At 71.0% G+C, this 22,537-nt stretch carries 20 protein-coding genes; 7 read left to right on the top strand and 13 right to left on the bottom strand.

The window, feature by feature from the left end; translation table 11 throughout:
• Positions 1-10: 10 nt before the first annotated feature.
• Genes L3i22_RS40010 through L3i22_RS40000 form a run of 3 tightly spaced genes read right to left on the bottom strand, consistent with a single transcriptional unit; the run spans position 11 to position 3,137 of the window.
• Positions 11-1,219: a glycosyltransferase family 4 protein gene (locus tag L3i22_RS40010; RefSeq protein WP_221322664.1), complete on the bottom strand. Its 1,209-nt coding sequence runs from the start codon at positions 1,217-1,219 to the stop codon at positions 11-13.
• Positions 1,220-1,225: 6 nt separating this feature from the next.
• A complete protein-coding gene (locus tag L3i22_RS40005) occupies positions 1,226-2,374 on the bottom strand; it encodes an aminotransferase class I/II-fold pyridoxal phosphate-dependent enzyme (RefSeq protein WP_221322663.1) in 1,149 nt (382 codons plus the stop codon).
• The gene (locus tag L3i22_RS40000; protein WP_221322662.1) at positions 2,367-3,137 is read right to left on the bottom strand and encodes a polysaccharide deacetylase family protein; all 771 of its coding nucleotides are present in this window, start codon (positions 3,135-3,137) and stop codon (positions 2,367-2,369) included. The genes L3i22_RS40005 and L3i22_RS40000 overlap by 8 nt, the downstream gene beginning before the upstream one ends.
• 70 nt (positions 3,138-3,207) lie before the next feature.
• Here L3i22_RS40000 and L3i22_RS39995 point away from each other — a divergent pair, with 70 nt between their 5' ends.
• Complete coding sequence (locus L3i22_RS39995) at positions 3,208-4,332, top strand: GNAT family N-acetyltransferase (protein WP_255657525.1); 1,125 nt, start codon at positions 3,208-3,210, stop codon at positions 4,330-4,332.
• A gap of 204 nt (positions 4,333-4,536) precedes the next feature.
• Positions 4,537-7,212: a S8 family serine peptidase gene (locus tag L3i22_RS39990; RefSeq protein WP_221322661.1), complete on the top strand. Its 2,676-nt coding sequence runs from the start codon at positions 4,537-4,539 to the stop codon at positions 7,210-7,212.
• Here the strand turns inward: L3i22_RS39990 and L3i22_RS39985 are convergent.
• A complete protein-coding gene (locus tag L3i22_RS39985; protein WP_221322660.1) occupies positions 7,209-7,811 on the bottom strand; it encodes a lipoprotein in 603 nt (200 codons plus the stop codon). The genes L3i22_RS39990 and L3i22_RS39985 overlap by 4 nt on opposite strands.
• 93 nt (positions 7,812-7,904) lie before the next feature.
• On the opposite strand from L3i22_RS39985, the gene L3i22_RS39980 reads away from it, so the two are divergent.
• Positions 7,905-8,405, top strand: a complete 501-nt coding sequence (locus L3i22_RS39980; protein WP_221322659.1) for a hypothetical protein — start codon at positions 7,905-7,907, stop codon at positions 8,403-8,405.
• A gap of 168 nt (positions 8,406-8,573) precedes the next feature.
• Here L3i22_RS39980 and L3i22_RS39975 read toward each other — a convergent pair whose 3' ends face one another.
• The 3 genes from L3i22_RS39975 to L3i22_RS39965 form a co-directional block, all read right to left on the bottom strand.
• Positions 8,574-9,434, bottom strand: a complete 861-nt coding sequence (locus L3i22_RS39975) for a hypothetical protein (RefSeq protein ID WP_221322658.1) — start codon at positions 9,432-9,434, stop codon at positions 8,574-8,576.
• Positions 9,435-9,760: 326 nt separating this feature from the next.
• A complete protein-coding gene (locus tag L3i22_RS39970; RefSeq protein WP_221322657.1) occupies positions 9,761-10,426 on the bottom strand; it encodes an NADPH-dependent F420 reductase in 666 nt (221 codons plus the stop codon).
• Positions 10,427-10,674: 248 nt separating this feature from the next.
• Positions 10,675-11,364 carry a hypothetical protein gene (locus tag L3i22_RS39965; protein WP_221322656.1) on the bottom strand — a complete coding sequence of 230 codons (690 nt, stop codon included), beginning with the start codon at positions 11,362-11,364 and terminating at the stop codon, positions 10,675-10,677.
• Positions 11,365-11,405: 41 nt separating this feature from the next.
• On the opposite strand from L3i22_RS39965, the gene L3i22_RS39960 reads away from it, so the two are divergent.
• Positions 11,406-11,633, top strand: coding sequence for a zinc ribbon domain-containing protein (locus tag L3i22_RS39960; RefSeq protein WP_221322655.1), 228 nt, complete (start codon positions 11,406-11,408; stop codon positions 11,631-11,633).
• A gap of 8 nt (positions 11,634-11,641) precedes the next feature.
• Here L3i22_RS39960 and glpK (L3i22_RS39955) read toward each other — a convergent pair whose 3' ends face one another.
• Positions 11,642-13,135, bottom strand: coding sequence for a glycerol kinase GlpK (gene glpK, locus L3i22_RS39955; RefSeq protein ID WP_221322654.1), 1,494 nt, complete (start codon positions 13,133-13,135; stop codon positions 11,642-11,644).
• 12 nt (positions 13,136-13,147) lie between these two features.
• Positions 13,148-13,903: an IclR family transcriptional regulator gene (locus L3i22_RS39950; RefSeq protein ID WP_221322653.1), complete on the bottom strand. Its 756-nt coding sequence runs from the start codon at positions 13,901-13,903 to the stop codon at positions 13,148-13,150.
• A gap of 130 nt (positions 13,904-14,033) precedes the next feature.
• Here L3i22_RS39950 and L3i22_RS39945 point away from each other — a divergent pair, with 130 nt between their 5' ends.
• The 3 genes from L3i22_RS39945 to L3i22_RS39935 are packed head-to-tail and all read left to right on the top strand — an operon-like array spanning position 14,034 to position 18,077.
• Positions 14,034-14,870, top strand: coding sequence for an MIP/aquaporin family protein (locus L3i22_RS39945; RefSeq protein ID WP_221322652.1), 837 nt, complete (start codon positions 14,034-14,036; stop codon positions 14,868-14,870).
• A complete protein-coding gene (gene glpK / locus L3i22_RS39940; protein ID WP_221322651.1) occupies positions 14,863-16,380 on the top strand; it encodes a glycerol kinase GlpK in 1,518 nt (505 codons plus the stop codon). The genes L3i22_RS39945 and glpK (L3i22_RS39940) overlap by 8 nt, the downstream gene beginning before the upstream one ends.
• Positions 16,380-18,077, top strand: coding sequence for a glycerol-3-phosphate dehydrogenase/oxidase (locus L3i22_RS39935; RefSeq protein WP_221322650.1), 1,698 nt, complete (start codon positions 16,380-16,382; stop codon positions 18,075-18,077). Before glpK (L3i22_RS39940) ends, L3i22_RS39935 begins: the two co-directional genes overlap by 1 nt.
• Positions 18,078-18,154: 77 nt before the next feature.
• On the opposite strand, the gene L3i22_RS39930 is transcribed toward L3i22_RS39935, so the two are convergent.
• The 4 genes from L3i22_RS39930 to L3i22_RS39915 all read right to left on the bottom strand — a co-directional run bounded on the left by L3i22_RS39930 (position 18,155) and on the right by L3i22_RS39915 (position 22,513).
• Complete coding sequence (locus L3i22_RS39930; protein WP_221322649.1) at positions 18,155-18,742, bottom strand: TetR/AcrR family transcriptional regulator; 588 nt, start codon at positions 18,740-18,742, stop codon at positions 18,155-18,157.
• Between the two features lie 52 nt (positions 18,743-18,794).
• A complete protein-coding gene (locus tag L3i22_RS39925; protein WP_221322648.1) occupies positions 18,795-19,091 on the bottom strand; it encodes a hypothetical protein in 297 nt (98 codons plus the stop codon).
• Positions 19,092-19,190: 99 nt separating this feature from the next.
• Positions 19,191-21,410, bottom strand: a complete 2,220-nt coding sequence (locus tag L3i22_RS39920; RefSeq protein ID WP_221322647.1) for a carbohydrate-binding module family 20 domain-containing protein — start codon at positions 21,408-21,410, stop codon at positions 19,191-19,193.
• Between the two features lie 260 nt (positions 21,411-21,670).
• Positions 21,671-22,513, bottom strand: coding sequence for a CDP-alcohol phosphatidyltransferase family protein (locus L3i22_RS39915; protein WP_221322646.1), 843 nt, complete (start codon positions 22,511-22,513; stop codon positions 21,671-21,673).
• Between the last annotated feature and the right edge of the window lie 24 nt (positions 22,514-22,537).

The raw sequence follows: 22,537 nt of genomic DNA, 5'->3' as shown, positions 1-22,537 counted from the left end.
ATCCCCCGTCTCAGGCCGCGGACCTGGTCAGCACCGCTTCGAACCGTTCGAACAGCAGGTCCCGCGAGAACTCCTCCACCGCTAGGCGGTAGGCCGCGGCCCGCGCCTTGACCAGCCAGTCCTCGTCGCGGACGTGGGTGGCCAGCACCTCGCCGGCGCCGTCCGCGTCGTACGGGTCGAGCACCAGCCCGGCCGACGTCTCGGTCAGCAGGTCGGCCTGCCAGCCGCCGTAGTTGATCGCGATCGGGCGTTCCGCGGCGAGGGCGTCGAAGAACTTGTTCGCCGAGTTGTCCCAGAGGCCGCGGATCGGGCGGACCATGCTGGTCGACATGGTCGCGGCGCCGAGGATCACCGGCAGCTCCGACTTGGGCACCTTTTCCCACATCCGGACGGTCTCGTCGAGCAGCCCGAGCTCGGCGGCGAGCTTGCCGGTGCTCTCCCACTCCCGGCCGTGGCCGACGATCAACACCTGGATGCCGGGGTCGAGCTCGCGCATCCGCTTGGCGGCGTGCACCAGGTAGTCGACGCCGTTGACCGCGCCCAGCGCGCCGGTGTAGACGATCAGCGGCCGGTCGCCGAGCCACCGGTGCTCGTTCCGGAACCGTTTGACCTGGGCCGGGTCGACGTGGAACAGGTCCAGGTCGGCGGCGTTCGGCACCACGGTGACCGAGGTGCCGGGCCGCCGCCTGGTGACCCCGGCGGCCATGCCGGGGGAGAGGGCGACCACCTCGCTGGCGTTGCGGTAGGCGAAGTTCGCCAGCCCGCCGGCCAGCTTGCGGGCGAGCGGGTTGCGCAGCGCGCCCATCTCGATCGGGACCTCCGGCCACAGGTCCCGGACCTCGAAGACGAACGGCACCCGGCGCAGCCTTGCGGCGAGTACACCGGGTACCGCGACGGTGAGCGGCGTGCTGGTGGCGAACACCAGGTCCGCTTTCAGCCGGGTCGCCCGCACGGTGGCGAGCAGCATGAACTCGGCGAAGGCGCGGAGCCGCCGGGCATAGGACATGTGGTTGTTGTAGGGGATCTTGAACCAGTGGACGGTCACCCCGTCCTCGTGGGTGACCGTCCAGCCCAGTTGACGGTCGCCGGGGGTGATGTCGGTGGTGATCACGTCGACGGTGTGTCCCCGGGCCACCAGCCGCCGGGCCTGCTCATAGGAGCGGATGCCCCCGGCCATCCCGGGATTGCAGTAGTACTGGTGGATGTAGACGACGCGCATCCGCCGTCACCCCTTCTCTCGCCCGGCGGCAACCGAGCGGACGGCGGCCACGACGCGTTCCCGGTCGTGCCCGGTGAGGGCGGAACCGCTGGGCAGGCACAGCCCGCGGTGGAACAGGTCGGCGCTGACCGCGCCGCCGCGCATCACGCAGTCCTGATAGGCCGGCTGCAGGTGCATCGGCTTCCAGGTCGGCCGGGCCTCGATGTTCACCTTCTCGAGCTCGTGGATGATCCGGTCCCGTAGTCCGGATTCCAGGAGAAGACAGGTCAACCACCGATTCGGTACGCCGTAGGACGCCACCGGCTGGAAGGTCACGCCGGGCAGGTCACCGAGCGCCGCCCGGTAGTGCTCGCCGGTCACCCGTCGCGCCTCGATCAGCTGCGGCAGCCGCTGCAACTGGCCCCGCCCGACCGCGGCCAGCAGGTTGCTGAGCCGGTAGTTGTAGCCGATCGTCCGGTGCTCGTAGTGCGGCACCGGCTCGCGGGCCTGGGTGGCCAGGTGCCGGACCTGCTTGGCGACCGAGCCGTCGTCGGTCACCAGCACCCCGCCGCCCCCGGTGGTGGCGATCTTGTTGCCGTTGAAGGAGAGCACCCCGGCCAGCCCGAACGACCCGGCCGGCCGGCCCCGGTAGGTGGCGCCGAGCGCCTCCGCGGCGTCCTCGATCAGCGGGATCCCGTACCGGTCGCAGGCGTCCGCGATCGGCCCGTAGTCGGCGCACTGCCCGTACATGTCCACCGTGATCACCGCGCGCGGCAGCTGGCCGCGGACCGCCCGGCCGCGCAGCTCGTCGGCGAGGATCTGCGGGTCGACGTTCCAGCTCTCCGGGGTGCTGTCCAGGAAGACCGGGCGGGCGCCCAGGTACATCACCGCGTTGGCGGTGGCGGCGAACGTGAACGACGGGACCAGCACGGTGTCGCCGCGCCGCACCCCGGCCGCGATCAGGGCCAGGTGCAGCGCCGCGGTGCCGCTGCTCAGCGCGACCGCGTGCCGGACCCCGGTCAGCTCGGCGCAGCGGGCCTCGAACGCGTCGAGATCCGGTCCGACCGGCGCCACCCAGTTCGAGTCGAACGCCGCCAGCAGCAGCTTGCGTTCCAGGTCGGTGACGTCCGGCGGGGAGAGGTAGATCCGGGGCTGCTGCTTGGCCGGCTCAGTCATGGACCCGGGTCCGTACCGCCATGATCGGCCAGGCCGGGTGCAACCCCTGCCGGCAGATCCACATCGGGGAGTCGCCGGCGTGCATGGCCGGGCGCAGCGTGGTGGCGAAGCTGCGGTACCCCGACTCCATCGCGGCGAGCACGTCCCGTTCGGTGAAGTCGACGTTCGGATATCCGTACGGCGCGGCGAAGTCCCGCACCTCGGCCCCGAGCTCGTCCTCGATCTCCCGTTTCGAGTCCACGATCTCCCGCCGCGCGTCGGCGTCACCCTGATCGGCCAGCCGCGGGTGGCTGACCGAGTGCGACCCGAACGCGAACCCGGCGTCCCGGATCTCCCGGCAGTCGTTCCAGGTCAGGTTGCCGGGCCGGCCGACCATGCCGGTGGTCAGGAAGAACGTGGCCGGCACGGCGAGCTCGCGCAGCACCGGGACGACCACGTCGCGCCAGCTCAGGTGGGCGTCGTCGAAGGAGAGGCAGAACACCGGCCCGGTCAGCGGCTGCTTCCCGGCCAGCACCGCGAGCGCGTCGTCCCAGCTGACCATCGGGCCGACCCGGCGCAGCGTGCGCAGGTGGTGCCGCAGATCGCCGGCGTACTCGGGCAGCACGTCGTGGTAGAAGGGGAAGTACAGCCCGGGCGCGCTGGGCAGGCGGCGGAACAGCCCGGCCGGCGCCAGCACCCGGCCCTGCGCCCGGGGCCGGGCCCGCAGGCGGCGGCGCAGGCCCAGTTCGTTCAGACGTCGCTTGATGGCCGTCGGCGTCTCCATGTCATTACCTTGGCAAATGGATAGCGGCGGGCGGCAGTAGCAATTGTCACGCTGAACACGAAGATGATTCATGTCAATTATCGAATGGTCCTTCCGGGCCTTGCGGAATGGCCGTTCGTCGGGGCATCATCCGCCTTCAACGCCTAATTCGATCGGGGCCGAACGGATGCTTCGACTGCAGCGGGTGGAGCCGGCGCCCGCCCTCCACGCCGACCGCGCCACCTACCAGGACCGCCTCATCTTCCACACTCCCGAATGGCTGGCGTTCGTGGCCGAGTGCCAGCGCGCCGAACCCCTGCTCGCCACGGTCAGCGAGGGCGGCACTACGGTGGGCCACTTCACCGGTCTGCTCACCCGGCGGTACGGCCTGCGCATCCTGGGCAGCCCGATGGCCGGCTGGACCACCTCCTACCTGGGCTTCAACCTGCAGCCGGGGGTGTCCCGGAGGGACGCGCTGCGGGCGCTGACCCGGTTCGCGTTCGACGATCTCGGCTGCGCCCACCTCGAGGTGCGCGACCGGGGCGCGACCGAGGCCGACCTGTCCGGTCTGGGCCTGCGCTGGGACGCCGCGCCCACCGCGGTGATCGACCTGGGCCCGGACGAGGACGCCCTCTTCGGCGCGATGGCCAGCGCCTGCCGCCGCAATATCCGCAAGGCCGCCAAGTCGGGGGTGATCATCGAAGAGGCGGACGCCGATCCGTTATTCGCCGACGAATTCTACGATCAATTGCGCGACGTTTTCGCGAAACAGAATCTGGTGCCGACCTATTCCGTGGAACGGGTGAAGTCGTTGATCCGACATCTCGCTCCGGCCGGCCGGATCAGCCTGCTGCGCGCGCGGGACGCCGACGGCCGGTGCATCGCCACCGCGGTGCTGCCGTGGTACCACCGCACGATGTACTTCTGGGGCGGCGCCAGCTACCGCGAGCATCAGCACCTGCGCCCCAACGAGGCGCTGATCTGGCACGCGCTGCGGCTGGCCAAGGCGCGCGGCGTCACCGAGTTCGACTTCGTCGGCGGCAACGCGTACAAGGCGAAGTACGGCACCACCGAGGTCGCCGTCCCGTGGGCCCGCCAGTCCCGCTCGCCCCTGGTCGCCAAGCTCCGCGACACCGCCAAGCAGGCCTACGCCCTCAAGCAGCGGACCGCCGCCCGGCTGACCCGGTTCAACGATCCGGCCGCGATGACAAGGTGATGAAAGACGTTGAAACAATAGTGTCATCGAGGCCGGATTGATTTTCGCCATCTGTGGGGCGGTTGTTCGATCAACCGCCCCACGCTGCGGGTTCACCGGGTCGTCGGATTGCTGAAACACGCTGCAAACGATGAAAGAACTTGCAGCGATCGGGACTCGTAAATAGCGTCGCTGCTCGTGCTGACGACAAGACGCTGGATATCCGTGGCGATCATTCTGGCCGCGGTGGCCGGGGCCGGGCCCGCGAACGCCGCCGCCGCCCGCACCGCTCCCGCGGAAACCTTCTGGGTATTGATGCGGGACAAAACCGACTTCGGCCCGGCCCGCGCCGCGCCGACCAGGGCGGCCCGGGCGCGAGCCGTCGTCCAGGCCGCGCGGGCCGGCGCGCGGGCGCACCAGGCCGGCCTGCGCGAGTTGCTCACCGACCGCGGGGCGCCCTTCGAGACGTACTGGATCGCCGACACCGTCAAGGTCACCGGCGATGCGAAGCTCCGCCGGCGGATCGCCGCCCGCCCGGACGTCAAGGCGATCGTCGCGGACACCCCGGTCGTCCTGCCCGCGCCGCTGGCCGGCACGACCCGGGCCGGGGTGCAGGGCAACGAGTGGAACATCGACCGGATCGGCGCGCCCCGGGTCTGGGCCGAGAGGGGCGACACCGGCCGGGGCCTGGTGATCGCCAACGTGGACACCGGCGTCCAGTTCGACCACCCCGCGCTCGCCGGCGCCTACCGCGGCCGGCAGCCCGACGGCACCTACCGGCACGACTACAACTGGTACGACCCCACCCACACCTGCCCCGGCGACGCCCCGTGCGACAACGCCGGGCACGGCACGCACACCATGGGCACGATGGTCGGCGCGGACGGCATCGGCGTCGCCCCGGGCGCGACCTGGATCGCCGCGAAGGGCTGCGAGTCGATGTCCTGCTCGGCGTCCGCGCTGCTCGCCGCCGGCCAGTGGATCGTCGCGCCGACCGACCTGAGCGGCGCGAACCCGCGACCCGACCTGGCGCCGGACATCGTGAACAACTCGTGGGGCGGCGCGTCCGGGTTCGACCCGTGGTACTCCGACGTGGTCCGGGCGTGGACCGCGGCCGGCATCTTCACCGCGTTCGCCAACGGCAACTCCGGGCCGGGCTGCGCCACCGCGACCACGCCCGGGTCGTACACCGGCGTCTACTCGTCCGGCGCGTTCGACGTGAACGACGCGATCGCCCCGTTCTCCAGCCGCGGCACCGGGCAGGACGGCGGGACCAAACCCGACCTGGCCGCGCCCGGGGTCGACGTCCGCTCCAGCGTGCCGACCGGCGGATACGCGTCGTACAGCGGCACCTCGATGGCCTCCCCGCACACCGCCGCGACGGTGGCGCTGATCTGGGCGGCCGCGCCGGCGCTGCGCCGGGACGTGGCCGCGACCCGGGAGATCCTCGACGTGACCGCGGCCGACGCCGCCGACACGTCGTGCGGCGGGACGGCCGCGGACAACAACGTGTTCGGCGAGGGGCGGCTCGACGCGTGGGCCGCGGTCAGCCTGGCGACCACCGCGACCGGGACGCTGGCCGGCACGGTGACCGGGACCGGCGGGCCGGTCGGCGGCGCGACGATCACGGTGACCGGACCGGCGTCACGCACGGCCACCAGCTCCGCCGACGGCGGCTACCGGTTCGGCCGTCTCCCGGCCGGCTCCTACGAGCTGCGCGTGACCGCTTTCGGCTATGACACCCACCGGGCCGGCGTCACCGTGGCCGCCGACGCGACCGTGTCGGCGGACGTGCCGTTGACGGCGAGCGCGGCCGGGATCGTGAGCGGGACGGTCCGCATCGGCGGGGTGCCCGCGCCGGGTGCGTCGGTCGCCCTCGCGGGCACACCGGTCGCGGTCACCACTGATGCCGGCGGCGTCTTCCGGCTGGCCGCGCCGCACGGCGACTACCAGCTCACGGTCGCGCCGCTGGGCGGCTGCGCCGCCGCCGCGAGCCGATCAATCACGGTCAGCGGGGACCTCACGGCCGACTTCGCCCTGGCTTCGACCAGAGACGCTTGGGGGTACGGCTGCACGCCCGCCGAGGAGCCGTACCGGGCCGGTGTCACGCGGCTGGACCTCAGCGGCGACGACGGTGCGGCGGAGGTGACCCTGCCGTTCGCGATGCCGTTCTACGGGACCGTTCACGATCATGCCTGGGTGAGCACGAACGGGGTGATCGGCTTCGCCCAGGAGACCTACGCCTACGGCAACACCGCCCTGCCGGACGCGGCGATCCCGAATGACGCGCTCTACCCGTTCTGGGACGACCTCTACGTGGACGACGCGGCGGGCGTCTACACCGCGGCGGACGCGGACACGTTCGTCGTGGAATGGCGTGGCGTGCGATTCTTCGGCGACGAGACGCAGCGCCTGTCGATCAGCGCGATCCTGCACCGGGACGGGCGGGTGACGTATCGGTACCGGGATCTCCACGGGGAACGGACGGGCGGGAACAGCGCGACGATCGGGATCGAGAACGCGGACGGAACGGTGGGGCTGGCTTACTCGTACGCTCAATCGTCTCTGGCCGAAGGCCTGGGTCTGACCTTTCACCCGGGGACGCCGAACCGGATCGCCGCGGTTTTCAACGTGCACCGGGAAACCGTCTGGGGCCAGCAGGTCTACGTCGCCGGCAACGTCGCCGAGCTGGGCGGATGGGACCCGGCGAAGGCGCTCCCGCTCACCGCGGACGGCTATCCGACCTGGTCCGGGAGCGCGAGCCTGCCCCCGGACACCGCGGTCGAGTTCAAATACCTGATCCGGAATCCGGACGGCTCGGTGGAGTGGGAGACCGGCCCGAATCGCACCACGACCACCCCGCACACGGGTCAATACGTGACCCATGACGATTTCCGCTAGGCGATGGCGAGACTGGTCCGGGCCAGCTCGTAGGCGGGCAGCATCGCCTGGTGCTCGTCGCCGTCGAAACTGTCCAAGGAGATCAGGACCAGACCCTTGCCGGTGTCGACGACGAACGCGCGCTCCGGCTCCAGGGAATCGTCGAGCTCGCTCTTCTGCCGGTAGTCGACCTCGAGCGCGGGCTGGTCGCCGACCCGCAGTTCGGTGAATTCGGATTGCTCGGCCTTCGTGCCGATGAACGCTTCCAGGCTGGGCCGGAGGCCGGCCGGCGCCCCGGTCCAGACCCGCAGGAAACCGAGGTTGCCGGCCGGCTTCGCGTCGATCTCACAGGCCATCGTGAACGGGCCTTTCTTCGCCAGCTCGGCCAGTGGGTCACCCGCGGTGACGGTGACCTGCTTCGGCTTCCAGTCCGTGACGAGGCCGAAGGTGACCGGCAGTGCACAGCCGCTGCCGGTCGCGCCGACCCGGGGCCCGGCCGCCGCGACCGCCGGTGCGGACGGCGCCGCCGGGTCCGGGGTGTGCTTGTCGTCGGTGTCGCAGCCGGTCAGGGCGAGTGCGGCGAGAGCGGCCAGGGAGGTGGTACGGCACAGGATCTTCACAGGAACGGGAGTATAGGTTCCCAGGTCAGCGGGGTCGATGTGAGGTAAACAAAGTTGATCTTGCACGGAGTGTCGATTACCGTACGCGCCGTGATGCGCACCCGGATTACCTCCGCCGTCCTGTTCACCGCCGCCGTCCTGAGCCTGGCCGCCTGCTCGGAGGACGACAAGACCGAGGCCGGCACGACGTCGGCCGCCTCCGTCGCCGCCACCGCCGCGTCGGCCCCGCCCGCCCCGTCAGCCGCCGCCACGACCGCGGCCGCCGCCGGTGGCGCCTCGGACAAGACGGTCTGCGAGGAGACCGGCAAGGCCGGTGAGGCGATGAAGGCCTCGCTGCTCGCCGCCACCAAGGACGGCGACTTCGCGCCGGCCGAGGCGAAGAAGATGCTCGAGGAGTTCGCGGCCGGCGTGACCGCCGCGGCCGGCTCCGGCGCCGGCGAGATCGCCACCAACGCGAAGGAGCTCGCCGGGATCGCGGCGAAGACCGCCGCGGCGGCCGACCCGATGACCGCGCTGGAGGACCCGGCCTTCGAGAAGTCGGCCACCGAGCTCGCCGCGGCCTGCAAGACCGCCGGCGTCAAGATCAACCTCTGAGACAGGCCCGTCGCCCGCCGAAGCCCGTGCCCGGTCCGCCGGTCACGGGCTTCGGTCTTTCCTTTGCCGGCGGCTCCCGTCACCGGCCATCCTTCGCCGCCCGCCGCCCGCCGCCCGCCGCCCGCCGCCCGCCGCCCGCCGCCCGCCGCCCGCTGCCCGTCTTTCCCGTCACCGGCCGCCGGTGTGGTCGGCGCCCGCGCCCCGGCCGTGCTCAACCGTCGCCGGCTGCTGCTGCCGGTCCTGGCCGTGCTGCTGCTCGTCGGCCGGATCGTCGTCACTGATCGGCGGTGGCGGCGTGACCGGCCCGGTCGGGATGATCGGCTTCCCGGTCGTCGGCGGCCGGAACGGCGGCAGCGCCGGAGTGGTCGCCCGGCTCTGCGGCTTCCGGCTCGGCGGCCGGCCGGCCTTCGAGGTGCCGGGCGTGGCGGCCGGCCACTCGACGACCGCCGACCGGTACGGCCCGATCCGCACCCAGTGCCGCGTCCCGCCGAGCGAGCGACAACCGTCGTCCCGGAATGCGTTCCCGCCGGTGTCGGTCCGCGCGGTGAATGTCCCGAATGCGTTGTCGTCCTCGTAACACGCCACGGTATAGCTGGTGCCGGGCGGGAAATCGCGCAGCTGCACCGCGTACCAGAATTCATTTTCCCGAGCCGCGCCCGGCCGCAGCGTGAGGCTGCCCGGCAGCTGCGGATATCGGGCCAGAATCGCCGGATCACAGGCCGGCGCCGACCCGGCCTGCGCCACCGCCCCGGATCGCACATATCCCGACGTCGACGGATAGGGCACCCCGGTCGTCGTCACGTAGAGCCAGCTCCCGCTCGTGCAGCGCACCGTCGCGGCCACCGGCGCCGGCGCGCTGAACAGCACGTTGTCCACTTCGGCCGATGCGCTGCTGCGGATCTCGGCCGTCCCGGCCGGATTCGGCGTCGCCCCGGTATTCGATCCACTGCTTTCCGTGTGCGCGCAGGCCGCGACCATTCCGGCAGCGGGAAGAATAGCGATCATGGCAGCGGCGAGGCGCTTTCGCATTACCGGTCCTCAGGGGGCAGAGCGGCGATCCGCGCGCCAGTGTCGCACGCCCCGCCCCATTCCGTGATTCCCGCTTCGGCTCAATTTCCGCCCGCCGCGCCCCGCCACCGGAAGGCCGCCGCGCCCCGCCACCGGAAGGCCGCCGCGCCCGCCGCCTGAAGGCCGCCGCGCCCGGCGATCGGAAGGCTGCCGCGCCCGGCGATCGGAAGGCCGCCGCGTCCCGCCGTCGCGCCCGGCGATCGGAAGGCTGCCGCGTCCCGCCGTCGCGCCCGGCGATCGGAAGGCTGCCGCTGGGAGGCCGGGCCGCGCCGGGCCCGGCCGGTGGTTCAGCGCTTCGCCTCGGCGACCGCCGCCCGCACCACGTCCGCGCCCGCCGGCACCCCCGCGCCGCCGTACGGCCCGTACGTCCCGACATAGACCGGAGTGTCCCGCTGGGTCCGCCAGTTCTCGGCGAGCGGCCCGACGTCCACCGCGTCGTACCCGATCGCGTCCAGCAGCTCGGTGACCACCAGCTTCGCCGCCGCGTCGTCCCCGGCGATCGGCAGCGCGCTCCGCTCCGGCGACCCGGCCGGCCGGCCCAGCTGAGCCAGGTGCTGGAACCAGATGTTGTTGAAGCCCTTCACCACCTTGCTCTCCGGAAGGTGCCGCTGCAGCAGCTCGCCGGTGGTCGACTCGTCGTTGTCCAGCGCCGCGATCCGCCCGTCCCGCTCCGGGTAGTAGTTGTTCGTGTCGATCACGACCTTGCCCGCGAGCGGCCCGGCCGGCACGTCGGCATACGCCTTCAGCGGCACGGTCACCACCACGATGTCGCCGTCCGCCGCCGCCTCGGCAGCGGTCGCGGCGCGCGCCTTCGGCCCGAGCTCCGCGACGAGTTCCCGCAGCGTCTCCGGCCCGCGGGAGTTGCTCAGCACCACGTCGTACCCGGCAGCCACGGCCAGCCGCGCCACCGTTCCGCCGATGTTCCCACTACCGATAAGTCCGATCGTCGTCATATCACCGCGAACCCGCCCCCCACCGAGCCGATTCCGGTGCGGCGCCATTCGTGACCCTCGGCACACTACAAACCTCAAGATCAAATTCTTGATTGCCTATGCTGCGGCCAATAACTGATCGTCGCTCCCGCGGGGACCCTTCCGGGCCTCGCAAGGGCGCCGGGGCGCCCAGAACACGAGACCCGAAAGGGCGACGTCCGAGGGTGGTTGCGGTCCGAAAACCCGAAAACCCGAAACCCGCAAACCCGTCAGGCCCGACGGGAAGCGAGGGCGACCGTGCGACGGACGTCGCGCCACGCCAGCCAGGCCGTCCGCAGGCGCGGCGACCGGGCCGGGCGCCCCTGGCGGCGCGCCCGCAGCTGGCCGACCAGCCAGGCCGGGGCGGCCGCCGCCGAGATCGCCGCGGACTTCGTCAGCAGCGAGCCGTGCGCGAGCGAGTGCCGCCCCCGCGCCATCGAGGTCAGCGCGAGATCGGCCAGCCCCGGATCGAGGAAGATCCACGGCCGCCGCCCGGCCCACGCCCAGTACCCGGTCAGCTCGGCCCGCGCCGCCGCCCGGATGTCGTCGTCGCTCATCGCCGGCAGGAGCGCGCCCGGCGCCCGCCCGAACACCGCGTACCCGTGCCGGACCAGCTCGGCCCGGGTGACCCCGGAGAGGATCCGCCACACCAGCACCCCGTGGGTCCAGGTGGGATGTTCCGCGCCGAGGTCCCCGATCCGGTCCTCCGCGACGTACACACAGCCCAGGTTGAGCGCCGGATCGACCCCGGCGTGCACCGCCGCGATCTGCTCGGATCCGGGCACCGACGGCACGACGGCGACCAGATCGAGGTCGCTGACGCCGGCCGTGTAGTCCCCGGTGGCCAGCGACCCGGCGACGAGCAAATCGCTCGCCCAGCCGGCCGCCGCGAGCCGCACCCCGAACTCCTGCACCGTCATGGGCGACAGGCTGGTTTGGCGGGCGGTGTCACGCTGGAGACATGTTCTTCCTGCTGTTCGGCCTCCGCACCCGTGACGAACCGCTCGACACCCGCATCCTGACCTGCGAGATCTGCGGCTGGACCGCCCCGCAGGCCCGGTTCGCGCGGACCACCCGGTTCACCCTGTTCTTCGTCCCGCTCTTCCCGGTCCAGCCCCGGAAGCACCTGCTGCGCTGCGGGCACTGCATGGCCCTGCGCACCGTCGAGCGCTCCCCGTCGTACGCCTAGAAAGTTTTTCAGGCAGGCTGGATCCAGTCGAAGGTGCGCTCGACCGCGCGCCGCCAGTTGGTGTATTCCGCGTCGCGCAGCCCGGGGTCCATCGCCGGCATCCACTGCCCGGCGATGTGCCAGTTCTGCCGCAGCCCGTCCAGGTCCGGCCAGTACCCGACGGCGAGCCCGGCCGCGTACGCCGCGCCGAGCGACACCGTCTCGACGGCCAGCGGCCGGACCACCGGCACGTCGAGCACGTCCGCGATCATCTGCATGAGCAGGTTGTCCGCGGTCATCCCGCCGTCCACCTTCAGGGTCGTCAGGGCCAGGCCGGAGGTCGCGTTCATCGCGTCGACCACCTCCCGGGTCTGCCAGGCGGTCGCCTCCAGCACCGCCCGGGCCAGGTGACCCTTGGTGATGTACGAGGTCAGCCCGACGATCACGCCACGTGCCTCGGAGCGCCAGTGCGGCGCGTACAGCCCGGAGAACGCCGGCACGATGTAGCAGCCGCCGTTGTCCGCCACGGTCCGGGCCAGGGTCTCGATCTCCGGCGCGCTGGAGATCAGCTCCAGCTGGTCGCGGAACCACTGGACGAGCGAGCCGGTCATCGCGATCGAGCCCTCCAGCGCGTAGCAGGCCGGCGAGCCGGCGACCTGGTAGGCGACCGTGCTGAGCAGCCCGTGTCCCGGCTTGACCAGCTCGGTGCCGGTGTTCAGGAGCAGGAAGCTGCCGGTGCCGTACGTGCACTTGGCCTCCCCGGGCGTGAAACAGGTCTGCCCGAACAGGGCGGCCTGCTGGTCGCCGAGCGCGGCCCCGATCCGTACCCCGGGAAATGCCTCGCAAGCGGTGCCGAAGGCGCCGATCGAAGCCCGCACCTCCGGCAGCATCGCGCGGGGTATCCCGAAGAAGTCGAGCGCCTCGGCCGACCAGTCGAGCTTGTGCACGTCGAGCAGCATCGTGCGGCTGGCGTTGGTCACGTCGGTGACGTGCGCGCCGCGGGTCATGTTCCAGATCAGCCAGGTCTCCATGGTTCCGCAGAGGACCTCGCCGCGTTCGGCGCGCGCCTGCAGCCCGGGGGTGTGGTCGAGCATCCAGCGCAGCCGCGGCCCGGAAAAATAGGTCGCGAGCGGCAGACCGGAAATGTCGGCGAGGTGGCCGGCGTCGAACGACGACGACAGCGCGTGCACCAGCGCATCGGTCCGGGTGTCCTGCCAGATGATCGCCCGCCCGACCGGTACGCCGGTCGCCCGGTCCCAGATCACCGTGGTCTCCCGCTGGTTGGCGATGCCGACCGCGGCCACCTGGTCCAGGGTGATCCCGGCCCGGCGCAGCGCCAGCGGCGCGAGGCGTTCCACGTTGCGCCAGATCTCCATGGCGTCGTGCTCGACCCAGCCCGGCTTCGGGAAGTGCTGTTTGTGCTCCTGCTGGGCCAGGGAGACCAACTGCCCGCGCCGGTCGAAGACGATGCAGCGGGTTGAGGTCGTGCCCTGGTCGATCGCGACCACGAAGCGTTCCGCCATGATGATCCCCCTCTATTGCCGGGCGGCTCCCATTTCCCGGGAGATCGCCCGTGCCGCGTCCCGCACGCCGGCGACCAGGTGCGGGCGTGGTGCGTAATGGCTGTCGCAGATCCGGTCGACTTGTCCGGAGACGCCGATGGCGCCGATCACCAGGCCGCCGTAGCCGCGGATCGGCGCGGCGACCGCCGCCTGGCCGAGGGTGAACTCCTCGACGTCGGCGGCCCAGCCGCTCTCCCGGACCTGTTCCAGCGCCGTCGCCAGCTCGCGCGGCGTGGCCAGGGTCTTACGCGTATACGCGGACAGGTCGGTATCCAGCGCGCCGGCGCGGTAGGCCAGCAACACCTTCCCCAGCGCGGTCGCGTGCAACGGCAGCAGCGCCCCCACCTCGAGCGTCTGGAACGTGTCGTCCGGCCGGAACACGTGGTGCACGATCAGCACCTGTCCCTCCAGGACGGTCCCGATCCGGACGGCCTCGCCGCTGCGCGCGGCCAGCGGATCCGCCCAGTTGATCGAGCGGGACCGCAGCTCGTTGATGTCCAGGTAGCTCGTTCCGAGGTGGAGCAGGGCCGCGCCGAGCTGGTACTGCCCGGAGCCGCGGTCCTGTTCGACGAAGCCGACGCCCTGCAACGTACGCAGGATGCCGTGGGTTGTTCCTTTGGCCAGGTCGAGAGATCGGGCGATCTCACTGAGCCCGAGCCGGCCCGGCCCGCCGGCGAGCATCCGCAGGATCGCGGCCGCTCGCTCGATGGACTGCACTGTTCCCGGCATGTTTCGAACTCTATGCGTTCGCGATACGACGCGCCGTAATTGATGTTCGACAATGCCGACCGACGTTCGTTGCCTGTCCCTCCCGGCCTTCCTAGCGTCCAGGACATCGAAGCAAGACCTAGGAGGGAGCATGGCCGCACGACTCAAAGTTCCTGGACTGGTGGGTGAACTCGCGGCGGAGTTCGCCGGCACCATGATTCTGATCCTGTTCGGCTGCGGGGTGGTGGCGCAGGTGGTCGCCGGGGGCATCGGGGATCACGACAGCATCGCCTGGGCCTGGGGCCTGGGCGTCACCCTCGGCGTGTACGTCGCGGCGCGGCTCAGCGGCGCCCACCTCAACCCGGCGGTGACCATCGCGCTCGCCGTCTTCAAGGGCTTCTCCTGGCGCAAGGTGGCGCCCTACGCGCTGGCCCAGTTCCTCGGCGCGTTCGTCGCCGCGCTGCTGGTGCGCTGGAACTACACCGAGGTGCTCAACGCCAAGGACCCCGGGCTGACGATCAAGACCCAGGGGGTCTTCTCGACGCTGCCGGGCAACGGCACGCTGCCGGTCGGTGAGTGGGGCGCGTTCCGCGACCAGATCATCGGCACGGCGATCCTGCTCTTCGTGATCCTCGCGCTCACCGACATGGCCAACACCGCGCCCGGCGCGAACCTCGGCCCGTTCGTGATCGGCCTGCTGGTGGTCGGGATCGGGATGGCCTGGGGCACCGACGCCGGCTACGCGATCAACCCGGCCCGTGACTTCGGACCCCGGCTGGCCAGCTTCTTCACCGGGTATGAGAACGCGTTCCGCGATCAGACCGGCTATCTCTACTTCTGGATACCGATCGTGGGACCGATCATCGGTGGTGTCCTGGGAGCCGGTCTGTATCAGACTCTGATCGGACGATTCCTGCCGTCGGCCGAGCCCCAAGAGGTGGGCGAGATCCCGACAGCGCGCGACAGTGTGGAGGCGAACCGTGGCTGACTTCGTCGGAGCCGTGGACCAGGGCACGACCAGCACCCGTTTCATGATCTTCGACCATGGCGGCAACGAGGTGGCCCGCCACCAGCTCGAGCACGAGCAGATCCTGCCGCAGGCCGGCTGGGTCGAGCACAACCCGATCGAGATCTGGGAGCGCACGGTCGCGGTGGTGCGGACCGCGATGCAGAAGGCGAACCTGAGCGCGAGCGACCTGGCCGCGGTCGGCATCACCAACCAGCGGGAGACCACCGTGGTGTGGGACCGGCGCACCGGCCGGCCCTACTACAACGCGATCGTCTGGCAGGACACCCGGACCGACCGGATCGCCTCGGCGCTGGACCGGGACGGCCGGGGCGACGTGATCCGGCGCAAGGCGGGACTGCCGCCGGCCACGTACTTCTCCGGCGGCAAGATCCAGTGGATCCTGGAGAACGTCGACGGCGTCCGGGAGGCCGCCGAGCGGGGCGACGCGATCTTCGGCAACACCGACTCGTGGCTGCTGTGGAACATCACCGGCGGGACGAACGGCGGGAACCACGTCACCGACGTGACCAACGCCAGCCGGACCATGCTGATGAACCTGGAGACCCTGGACTGGGACGACGAGCTGCTGTCGTTCTTCAACATCCCGCGGCGGATGCTCCCGGAGATCCGGCCGTCGTCCGACCCGAACACCTACGGCACCGCGCACATCGACGGGCCGCTCGGCGGGGACGTGCCGCTCACCGGGGACCTCGGCGACCAGCAGGCGGCCACCGTCGGGCAGGTCTGCTTCGCGCCCGGCGAGGCCAAGAACACCTACGGCACCGGCAACTTCATGCTGCTGAACACCGGCACGAACCTGGTGCGCTCGGAGAACGGGCTGCTCACCACGGTCTGCTACAAGTTCGGCGACGCCGCCCCGGTCTACGCCCTGGAGGGCTCGATCGCGGTCACCGGCTCGGCCGTGCAGTGGCTGCGCGACCAGCTGCACATCATCAAGTCCGCGGACGAGAGCGAGACCCTGGCGGCGCAGGTGCCGGACAACGGCGGCGTCTACTTCGTGCCGGCGTTCTCCGGGCTGTTCGCGCCCTACTGGCGGTCCGACGCGCGGGGCGCGATCGTCGGGCTGTCCCGGTTCAACACCGACGCGCACATCGCCCGGGCCACCCTCGAGTCGATCTGCTACCAGACCCGGGACGTGGTCGACGCGATGGCGCAGGACTCCGGCGTGACGCTGGACGTGCTCAAGGTGGACGGCGGGATCACCGTCAACAACCTGGCCATGCAGATCCAGGCGGACGTGCTCGGGGTGCCGGTGAGCCGGCCGGTGGTCGCCGAGACCACGGCGCTCGGCGCGGCGTACGCGGCGGGTCTGGCGGTCGGCTTCTGGAAGTCGACCGACGAGCTGCGGGAGAACTGGAACGAGTCGCAGCGCTGGCAGCCGACCTGGTCGGGGGAGCAGCGCGAGACCGGGTACGGCCGCTGGAAGAAGGCGGTTCAGCGCACTCTCGACTGGGTGGATGTGGACTGATGTCAGTGCTCTCACCGTCATCCCGGGACGCCGCCCTGATCTCCCTCGCGGGGGCCGAGGTCGACGTGCTCGTGATCGGTGGGGGAGTGGTCGGGGCGGGTTGCGCCCTCGACGCGGTCACCCGGGGACTCTCCGTGGGACTGGTCGAGGCGCGCGACTTCGCCTCGGGTACCTCCTCCCGGTCCAGCAAGCTGATCCACGGCGGCCTGCGCTACCTGGAGATGCTCGATTTCGGGCTGGTCCGGGAGGCGTTGCGGGAACGGGGGCTGATCCTGTCCCGCCTCGCCCCGCACCTGGCCCGCCCGGTGCGCTTCCTCTACCCGCTCAAGCACCGCGGGTGGGAGCGGCTCTACGCCGGGGCCGGTGTCACCCTCTACGACACCATGGCCTGGTCCGGCAGCCTGCCCCGGCATCGGCACCTGACCCGGCGCGGCGCGCTCCGGGCCTGCCCGGCGCTGCGCAAGGAGTCGCTGGTCGGGGCGTTGCAGTACTACGACGGGCAGCTCGACGACGCCCGGCACACGATGTTCCTGGCCCGGACCGCGGCCGCCTACGGCGCGCACGTGGCCAACCGGGTCGAGGTGACCGGCTTCCTGCGCGAGGGGGAGCGGGTCACCGGGGTCACCGCCCGCGACCTGGAGCACGGCCACACCTTCGAGATCCGCGCCCAGCAGGTGATCAACGCGTCCGGGGTGTGGACCGACGAGACCCAGTCGCTGGTCGGCGAGCGGGGGCAGTTCCACGTCCGCGCGTCCAAGGGCATCCACCTGGTCGTCCCGCGCGACCGGATCCAGTCGTCGACCGGGCTGATCCTGCGGACCGCGACCAGCGTGCTGTTCGTGATCCCGTGGGGCCGGCACTGGATCGTCGGCACCACCGACACCGACTGGGCGCTCGACAAGGCGCATCCGGCGGCGTCCGCGAAGGACATCGACTACCTGCTCACCGAGGTCAACAAGGTGCTCGCGCGGCCGCTGGAACGGGCCGACGTGCAGGGCGTCTACGCCGGGTTGCGGCCGCTGCTGTCCGGCGAGTCGGAGTCGACGTCGAAGCTGTCCCGCGAGCACATGGTCGGCAGCCCGGTGCCGGGGCTGGTCGTGGTGGCCGGCGGCAAGTACACGACCTATCGGGTGATGGCCAAGGACGCGGTGGACGCGTGCGTGTTCAACCTGAACCGGCCGGTCGCCCGCTGCTGCACCGACCGGGTGCCGCTGGTCGGCGCGGAGGGCTTCCAGGCGCTGTGGAACCGGCGCGGCCTGATCGCCGCGGAGTCCGGCCTGCACGTGGCCCGGGTCGAGCACCTGCTCGGCCGCTACGGCTCGCTGATCCGGGACCTGCTGGAGCTGATCAAGGAGGATCCGTCGCTGGCCCGCCCGCTCGACGGGGCCGACGACTACCTGCGGGCCGAGGTCGTCTACGCGGCGGCGGCCGAGGGCGCGCGGCACCTGGTGGACGTGCTGACCCGCCGGACCCGGATCTCGATCGAGACGTTCGACCGGGGCACGGTCTCCGCCGCCGAGGCCGCCGAGCTGATGGGCCGGGTCCTGGGCTGGACCGCGGAGCAGCGCGATCGCGAGGTGGAGAACTACCGCCTGCGGGTCGAGGCGGAGCGCGCCTCCCAGGAGCAGCAGGACGACGAGACGGCCGACGCCGCCCGGCTCGGCGCCCCGGAGGTGGTCCCGGTCCGCCTTTCATAAAACCATCCTTGGGTACGCCGTGAGCACAGTCCTGTGGCAGGCCCGGCGGTGCGGGCGGGGCGGTGCTCACGCCGTACCTAAGCAGGTTTTTTGATCAATGCCTCGACCACGTCGCGCAGTGGGATGGTCAGCTCCTCGGCCGAGGCGGAGGCCAGGGGTTCGAGGTTTGTCGCGCGGAGCAGCGTGAGGCCGATCGCGGTGGAGAGCAGGACCTGGGCGCGCAGGATGTCCGGATCGCCGCCCTGCAGCGAGGCGGCCTTGGCCATCTTCTCGGCGAACATCTGCAGGAAGCGCAGCCGGATCCGGTCGGCGCGCTCGTCGCCGGACGAGCGCAGGATCAGCAGCAGGCTGTGGCTCGGGCCGCCGGCCGTGCTCTGGCCGACCGCCTGGCGGGCGATCGTCTCCGGGACCTCGCCGGGGGTGACGTCCCCGGCCGCGGCGCGCAGCTCGGTGAAGCTCGCGGTGAGGGCCGCCTCGAACAGGCCCTCCTTGGACTCGAAATACCGGCTGATCAGCGCGACGTTGACGCCGGCCTCGTCGGCGATGTCGCGGACCGTGGTCTCCGCGTACCCGTCGGTGGCGAACCGGCGGCGTGCGGCGTCGAGCAGCAGCTGCCGGGTGCGGGCCGCGTCCCGGCGCCGGGGCGGGGTGGAGCTGGAGGTCACGCCCGCAAGTCTGACGCAGCGGGTTTCCCGGTGCTCCACCCCCTGCCCTGCCTCAGTCCAGCATGCGGGTGATCGGCAGCCCCTGCGGGCCGAGCCACGCGCCGAGCACGGTGAGCGGGTCGTGCAGGGCGCGGCCGGCCCGGGTGATCGCGCCGGCCCGGACCAGCGTCTGGGTCAGGCTGTGCACGGCGAGGGCGATCCGGGGCTCGTCCGGGATGTCCTCGTTCAGCGCCGACTCGGCGATGTCCAGATCGTGCCGGCCGGCCGCCTTGACGTGCGGCGACATCGGTAGCGCGGCCACTACCCGGCGGATGTCGGCGAGCTGGGAGCGCACGTCGGCCGGGGTCATGTAGTGACGATTTATGGTGATTTGGTCGGTCATGTGCGGTTTAACGAATGGCGGGCCCGCACAGGGTGTGCGGGCCCGCGGGTGAGACAAACTCGTTATTTACTTCCAGGTGTCGCTGACCGTGTACGCCGTCGCGGTGCCCGTCGAGTACGTCCGGTTGCTGCCGGACTCCCAGGTCACCGTGCCGGCCGCGTCCTTCTTCAGGTACTTGTACTCGAAGCTGGTGCTCTGCGGGACGATCACCGCCCGGCTCCAAGCCGACGAACTCGTCGCGGTCAGCGGGATCGCGTCCGCGGTGTTCCAGCTGCCCAGCGACCCGATCGAGCCGACCACGTAGACGGTCTGACCAGTGCTGACCGTCGCCGACTCGTTGAACGTGACCGCGGTCGCGCTCGCGTTCGCCACGCCGAAGCTGTTGTTGAAGGCCACCGCCGAGGTCCCGGTGGTCACCGCGCGGTTGGCGTTGCTCTCCCAGGTCACGTTCCCGGACGCGTCCTTCTTGAGGTACTTGTACTCGAAGCTGCTGCCGGACGGGACCGCGACGGCCGACGTCCAGATCGGATAGCCGCTCGCGCTCAGCGCCACCGCCTTCGAGGTGTCCCAGCCGCCCAGGGCGGCGTTCGAGCCGACGACGTAGACGCTGGTGCCGCTGGTCGTGGTGGCGTAGACGTTGAAGGTCGCCTGCACCGTGCCGGTGGAACTGGTCGGGCTGGTGGTCGGCGAGACCGACACCGACGCCGACGGGCTGGCCGACGCGCTGGTCGTCGGGCTGACGGTCGGGCTGGTGGTGGTGCCGCCACCCGACTTCGCATTGACGTCGATCGCGACCGCGCCGTTCGCCGGGATGGTCACCGACGCGGTACCGCCGGCGACGGTGATCGTGGTGCCCGCGCAGCCGCTGGTGGTGGCCCCGCCGGTGATCCGGTCACAGTAGGTGCCGGCGGCCAGGCCGGTGGTGTACGTCGCGGTCGACGCGCTGCCGGAGCGGTTCACGCCGAACCAGCCGAGCGAGCCACGGCTGAACCCGATGATGTTGCTCGCGGTGTTCGTCCAGTTCGAGACGGTGGTGACGGACTGGGTGGCGTTGTGCCAGCCGACCATGCCCTTGACGCCGGTGCTCTGGGTGGAGCACTGCCACGCGCTGTTCGAGCAGCTGGTGTCGGCGACGTAGCCGTTCGAGTCGGCCGGCGGCGAGGCGCCGGTCGCCGAGGTGGAGAACGCGAATCCGTCGTAGAGGAACGGCTGGCCGTACGGGTAGGCGAGCAGGAAGTAGTTCGCCAGCGTGTACGTCGAGCCGTCCTGGTAGCGCAGCGTCGAGCCGTTGCGCTCCAGGTCGTGGTTGGTGACCATGGCCGCGGTCAGCGCGCTGGACGCGTCCAGGCTCCACGACGGGATGCCGGACAGGTTGGACAGCGTGCCGTTCGCGAACTGGGTCTTCAGCCCGTACGCGTAGGAGAAGCCGAGCACATCGCCGATCCCGGTGTACGCGGACGGGGCGATGTCCCCACTGCCGCCCGGCATCACCTCCTGGGCGAAGTACGGCGCCACACCCTCGGCGGTGGTGGCGTGCAGCAGGCCCTTGATCGCGGACAGGTCGCCGGCGGCCATGTGCTTGGCGGCGTCCACCCGGAACCCGTCGACACCCCAGTCGACCAGCTTGTTCAGGTACCCGGCGATCTTCGTACGGACCCCGCTGTCCTGCGACTTCAGGTCGGAGAGCGCGACCAGCTCGCAGTTCTGCACCTCGGCGGCGTTGCTGTAGTCGTCGATCACACCGTCGTCGTCGGCGCAGTAGCCGTCGTTCGGGTGGTGGAAGTCGCTGTACGAGTACGGCACGGCCGGGTACGAGTATCCGCTCGGGCTGAACGTGGAGCCGCCGTACCCGGTGGTCACGGTGTTGTTCGAGCCGGCCATGTGGTTGATCACCGCGTCCACGTAGACCCGGACGCCGGCGTTGTGACACGCGGTGACCATGCTGGTGAACTCGGCCTGCGTCCCCAGACGCCCGGTGATGTTGTAGGAGACCGGCTGGTAGACCTCCCACCACGGGTGCGAGCCGTCGCTCGTCGAGGCGAGCGTGACCGACTCCTGCGGCGGGGCGACCTGGACGGCGCCGTACCCGGCCGGGCCGAGCTGGCTGGTGCAGGCGGCCGCGATGGAGTCGAAGTTCCACTCCCACAGGTTCGCGGTCACGTCGCTGTTGTTGAGGGTCGAGGCGGCGCTGGCGGTGGTGGCCAGGCTGACGCCGACCAGGCCGGCGGCGGCCAGCGCGAGGCTGGTCACCGACCCGAGCAGCAGGGTGCGGGTTCTTCTCTTCATGGGGGCGCTTTCTGTGGGGACGGGTGGTGAAACTTCTTTCAGGGGTGTCGTCGCAGGTCTCGCCAGCGGGGATGAGCTGGTATCGCCTGGTGAGGCCCTGCCGCAGCCCACAGGTGGGGGCCGATGTCTCTGCAAGTCCTTGCAACTTGTTTCAGGAAGTTACCAAGCCATGTCAGCCTCGTAAAGAGATCGAACGCTGTGTGTCCAAAAAGAAAGGCGCCCCCTGCGAACAGGGGGCGCCTTACGTGCGGGGTGGTGCGTCAGACCGACGTGGTCTCCAGGCTCTCTGCCCGCTCCAGCTTGGCCAGTCGCCGGGCGAACGTCTGCGTGTGCGTCCACAGCTTGTAGACCAGCAGCAGCTCGAACACGAGCATCAGCGCGCAGGACGCGATCGTCACCAGCTTCACCTGGTTCACCACCGGGGCGACGATGAAGACGAACATCATGAACTCGATGCCGCTGAACACGTGCACCCGGATCCGGTTGCGCAGCAGGAACTCCCGGAACTGGGCGAACCGGCCGAACTTCTGGCGGAAGTCGCCCTGCAGCGCCTCGCCGGGGTTCTCACCGTCCATCGAGGCGGGCTCCGCGCCGGCCGCCACGAGCCGGCTCTGCATGTCGCTCTTGACCTTGCTGGTCTCCAGCGCGTTCAGATAGCGGAACATGTCGAGGAAGATGACCGCGAGCGCCAGCCACAGATAGACGAAGTCGTGGGTCGCGTGGTAGCCCCCGCCGAACAGGCCGATCGCGCACACCAGCACGCGCAGCCGGTCGAACACGTAGTCCAGCCAGGCGCCGAAGACCGAGCCGGTCCCGTTCAGCCGGGCGATCTTGCCGTCGATGCAGTCGAGCACGAAGCTCAGGTGATAGAGCACCGCGCCGACGAACAGCCAGGCGTAGGTGAACTGGTAGAAGGCGGCCGCCGAGCCGGCCCCGACCACGAACGCCGCGACGGTGATCCGGTTCGGCGTCACCCACCGCCACGGCGAGACCAGCCACACCAGCCGGGCCGCCAACGGGTCGACCAGCCAGACGGTCCACCAGGCGTCCCCGGCCTTGTAGGTGCGTTCGCGGATCACCGCGAGCGAGTGACGCTCTGCCATGTCTGTGTTTCTCTCCACCCGAGG

Origin of the sequence: Actinoplanes sp. L3-i22 (assembly GCF_019704555.1) — a bacterium.
GTDB lineage: Bacteria > Actinomycetota > Actinomycetes > Mycobacteriales > Micromonosporaceae > Actinoplanes.
Note: the sequence above shows the minus strand (reverse complement) of the source record. Positions and strands in the feature narration are given on the sequence as shown.

What these genes read in the sequence shown, in the direction of transcription:
- L3i22_RS39950 (WP_221322653.1), bottom strand. Translation starts at nt 13,903, where the DNA reads ATGCCGGGAACAGTGCAGTCCATCGAGCGAGCGGCCGCGATCCTGCGG.
- L3i22_RS39995 (WP_255657525.1), top strand. Translation starts at nt 3,208, where the DNA reads ATGTCAATTATCGAATGGTCCTTCCGGGCCTTGCGGAATGGCCGTTCG.
- L3i22_RS40000 (WP_221322662.1), bottom strand. Translation starts at nt 3,137, where the DNA reads ATGGAGACGCCGACGGCCATCAAGCGACGTCTGAACGAACTGGGCCTG.
- L3i22_RS39960 (WP_221322655.1), top strand. Translation starts at nt 11,406, where the DNA reads ATGTTCTTCCTGCTGTTCGGCCTCCGCACCCGTGACGAACCGCTCGAC.
- L3i22_RS39920 (WP_221322647.1), bottom strand. Translation starts at nt 21,410, where the DNA reads ATGAAGAGAAGAACCCGCACCCTGCTGCTCGGGTCGGTGACCAGCCTC.
- L3i22_RS39970 (WP_221322657.1), bottom strand. Translation starts at nt 10,426, where the DNA reads ATGACGACGATCGGACTTATCGGTAGTGGGAACATCGGCGGAACGGTG.
- L3i22_RS39975 (WP_221322658.1), bottom strand. Translation starts at nt 9,434, where the DNA reads ATGCGAAAGCGCCTCGCCGCTGCCATGATCGCTATTCTTCCCGCTGCC.
- L3i22_RS39925 (WP_221322648.1), bottom strand. Translation starts at nt 19,091, where the DNA reads ATGACCCCGGCCGACGTGCGCTCCCAGCTCGCCGACATCCGCCGGGTA.
- L3i22_RS39935 (WP_221322650.1), top strand. Translation starts at nt 16,380, where the DNA reads ATGTCAGTGCTCTCACCGTCATCCCGGGACGCCGCCCTGATCTCCCTC.
- L3i22_RS39945 (WP_221322652.1), top strand. Translation starts at nt 14,034, where the DNA reads ATGGCCGCACGACTCAAAGTTCCTGGACTGGTGGGTGAACTCGCGGCG.
- L3i22_RS40010 (WP_221322664.1), bottom strand. Translation starts at nt 1,219, where the DNA reads ATGCGCGTCGTCTACATCCACCAGTACTACTGCAATCCCGGGATGGCC.
- glpK (WP_221322654.1), bottom strand. Translation starts at nt 13,135, where the DNA reads ATGGCGGAACGCTTCGTGGTCGCGATCGACCAGGGCACGACCTCAACC.
- L3i22_RS39965 (WP_221322656.1), bottom strand. Translation starts at nt 11,364, where the DNA reads ATGACGGTGCAGGAGTTCGGGGTGCGGCTCGCGGCGGCCGGCTGGGCG.
- L3i22_RS39915 (WP_221322646.1), bottom strand. Translation starts at nt 22,513, where the DNA reads ATGGCAGAGCGTCACTCGCTCGCGGTGATCCGCGAACGCACCTACAAG.
- L3i22_RS39980 (WP_221322659.1), top strand. Translation starts at nt 7,905, where the DNA reads ATGCGCACCCGGATTACCTCCGCCGTCCTGTTCACCGCCGCCGTCCTG.
- L3i22_RS40005 (WP_221322663.1), bottom strand. Translation starts at nt 2,374, where the DNA reads ATGACTGAGCCGGCCAAGCAGCAGCCCCGGATCTACCTCTCCCCGCCG.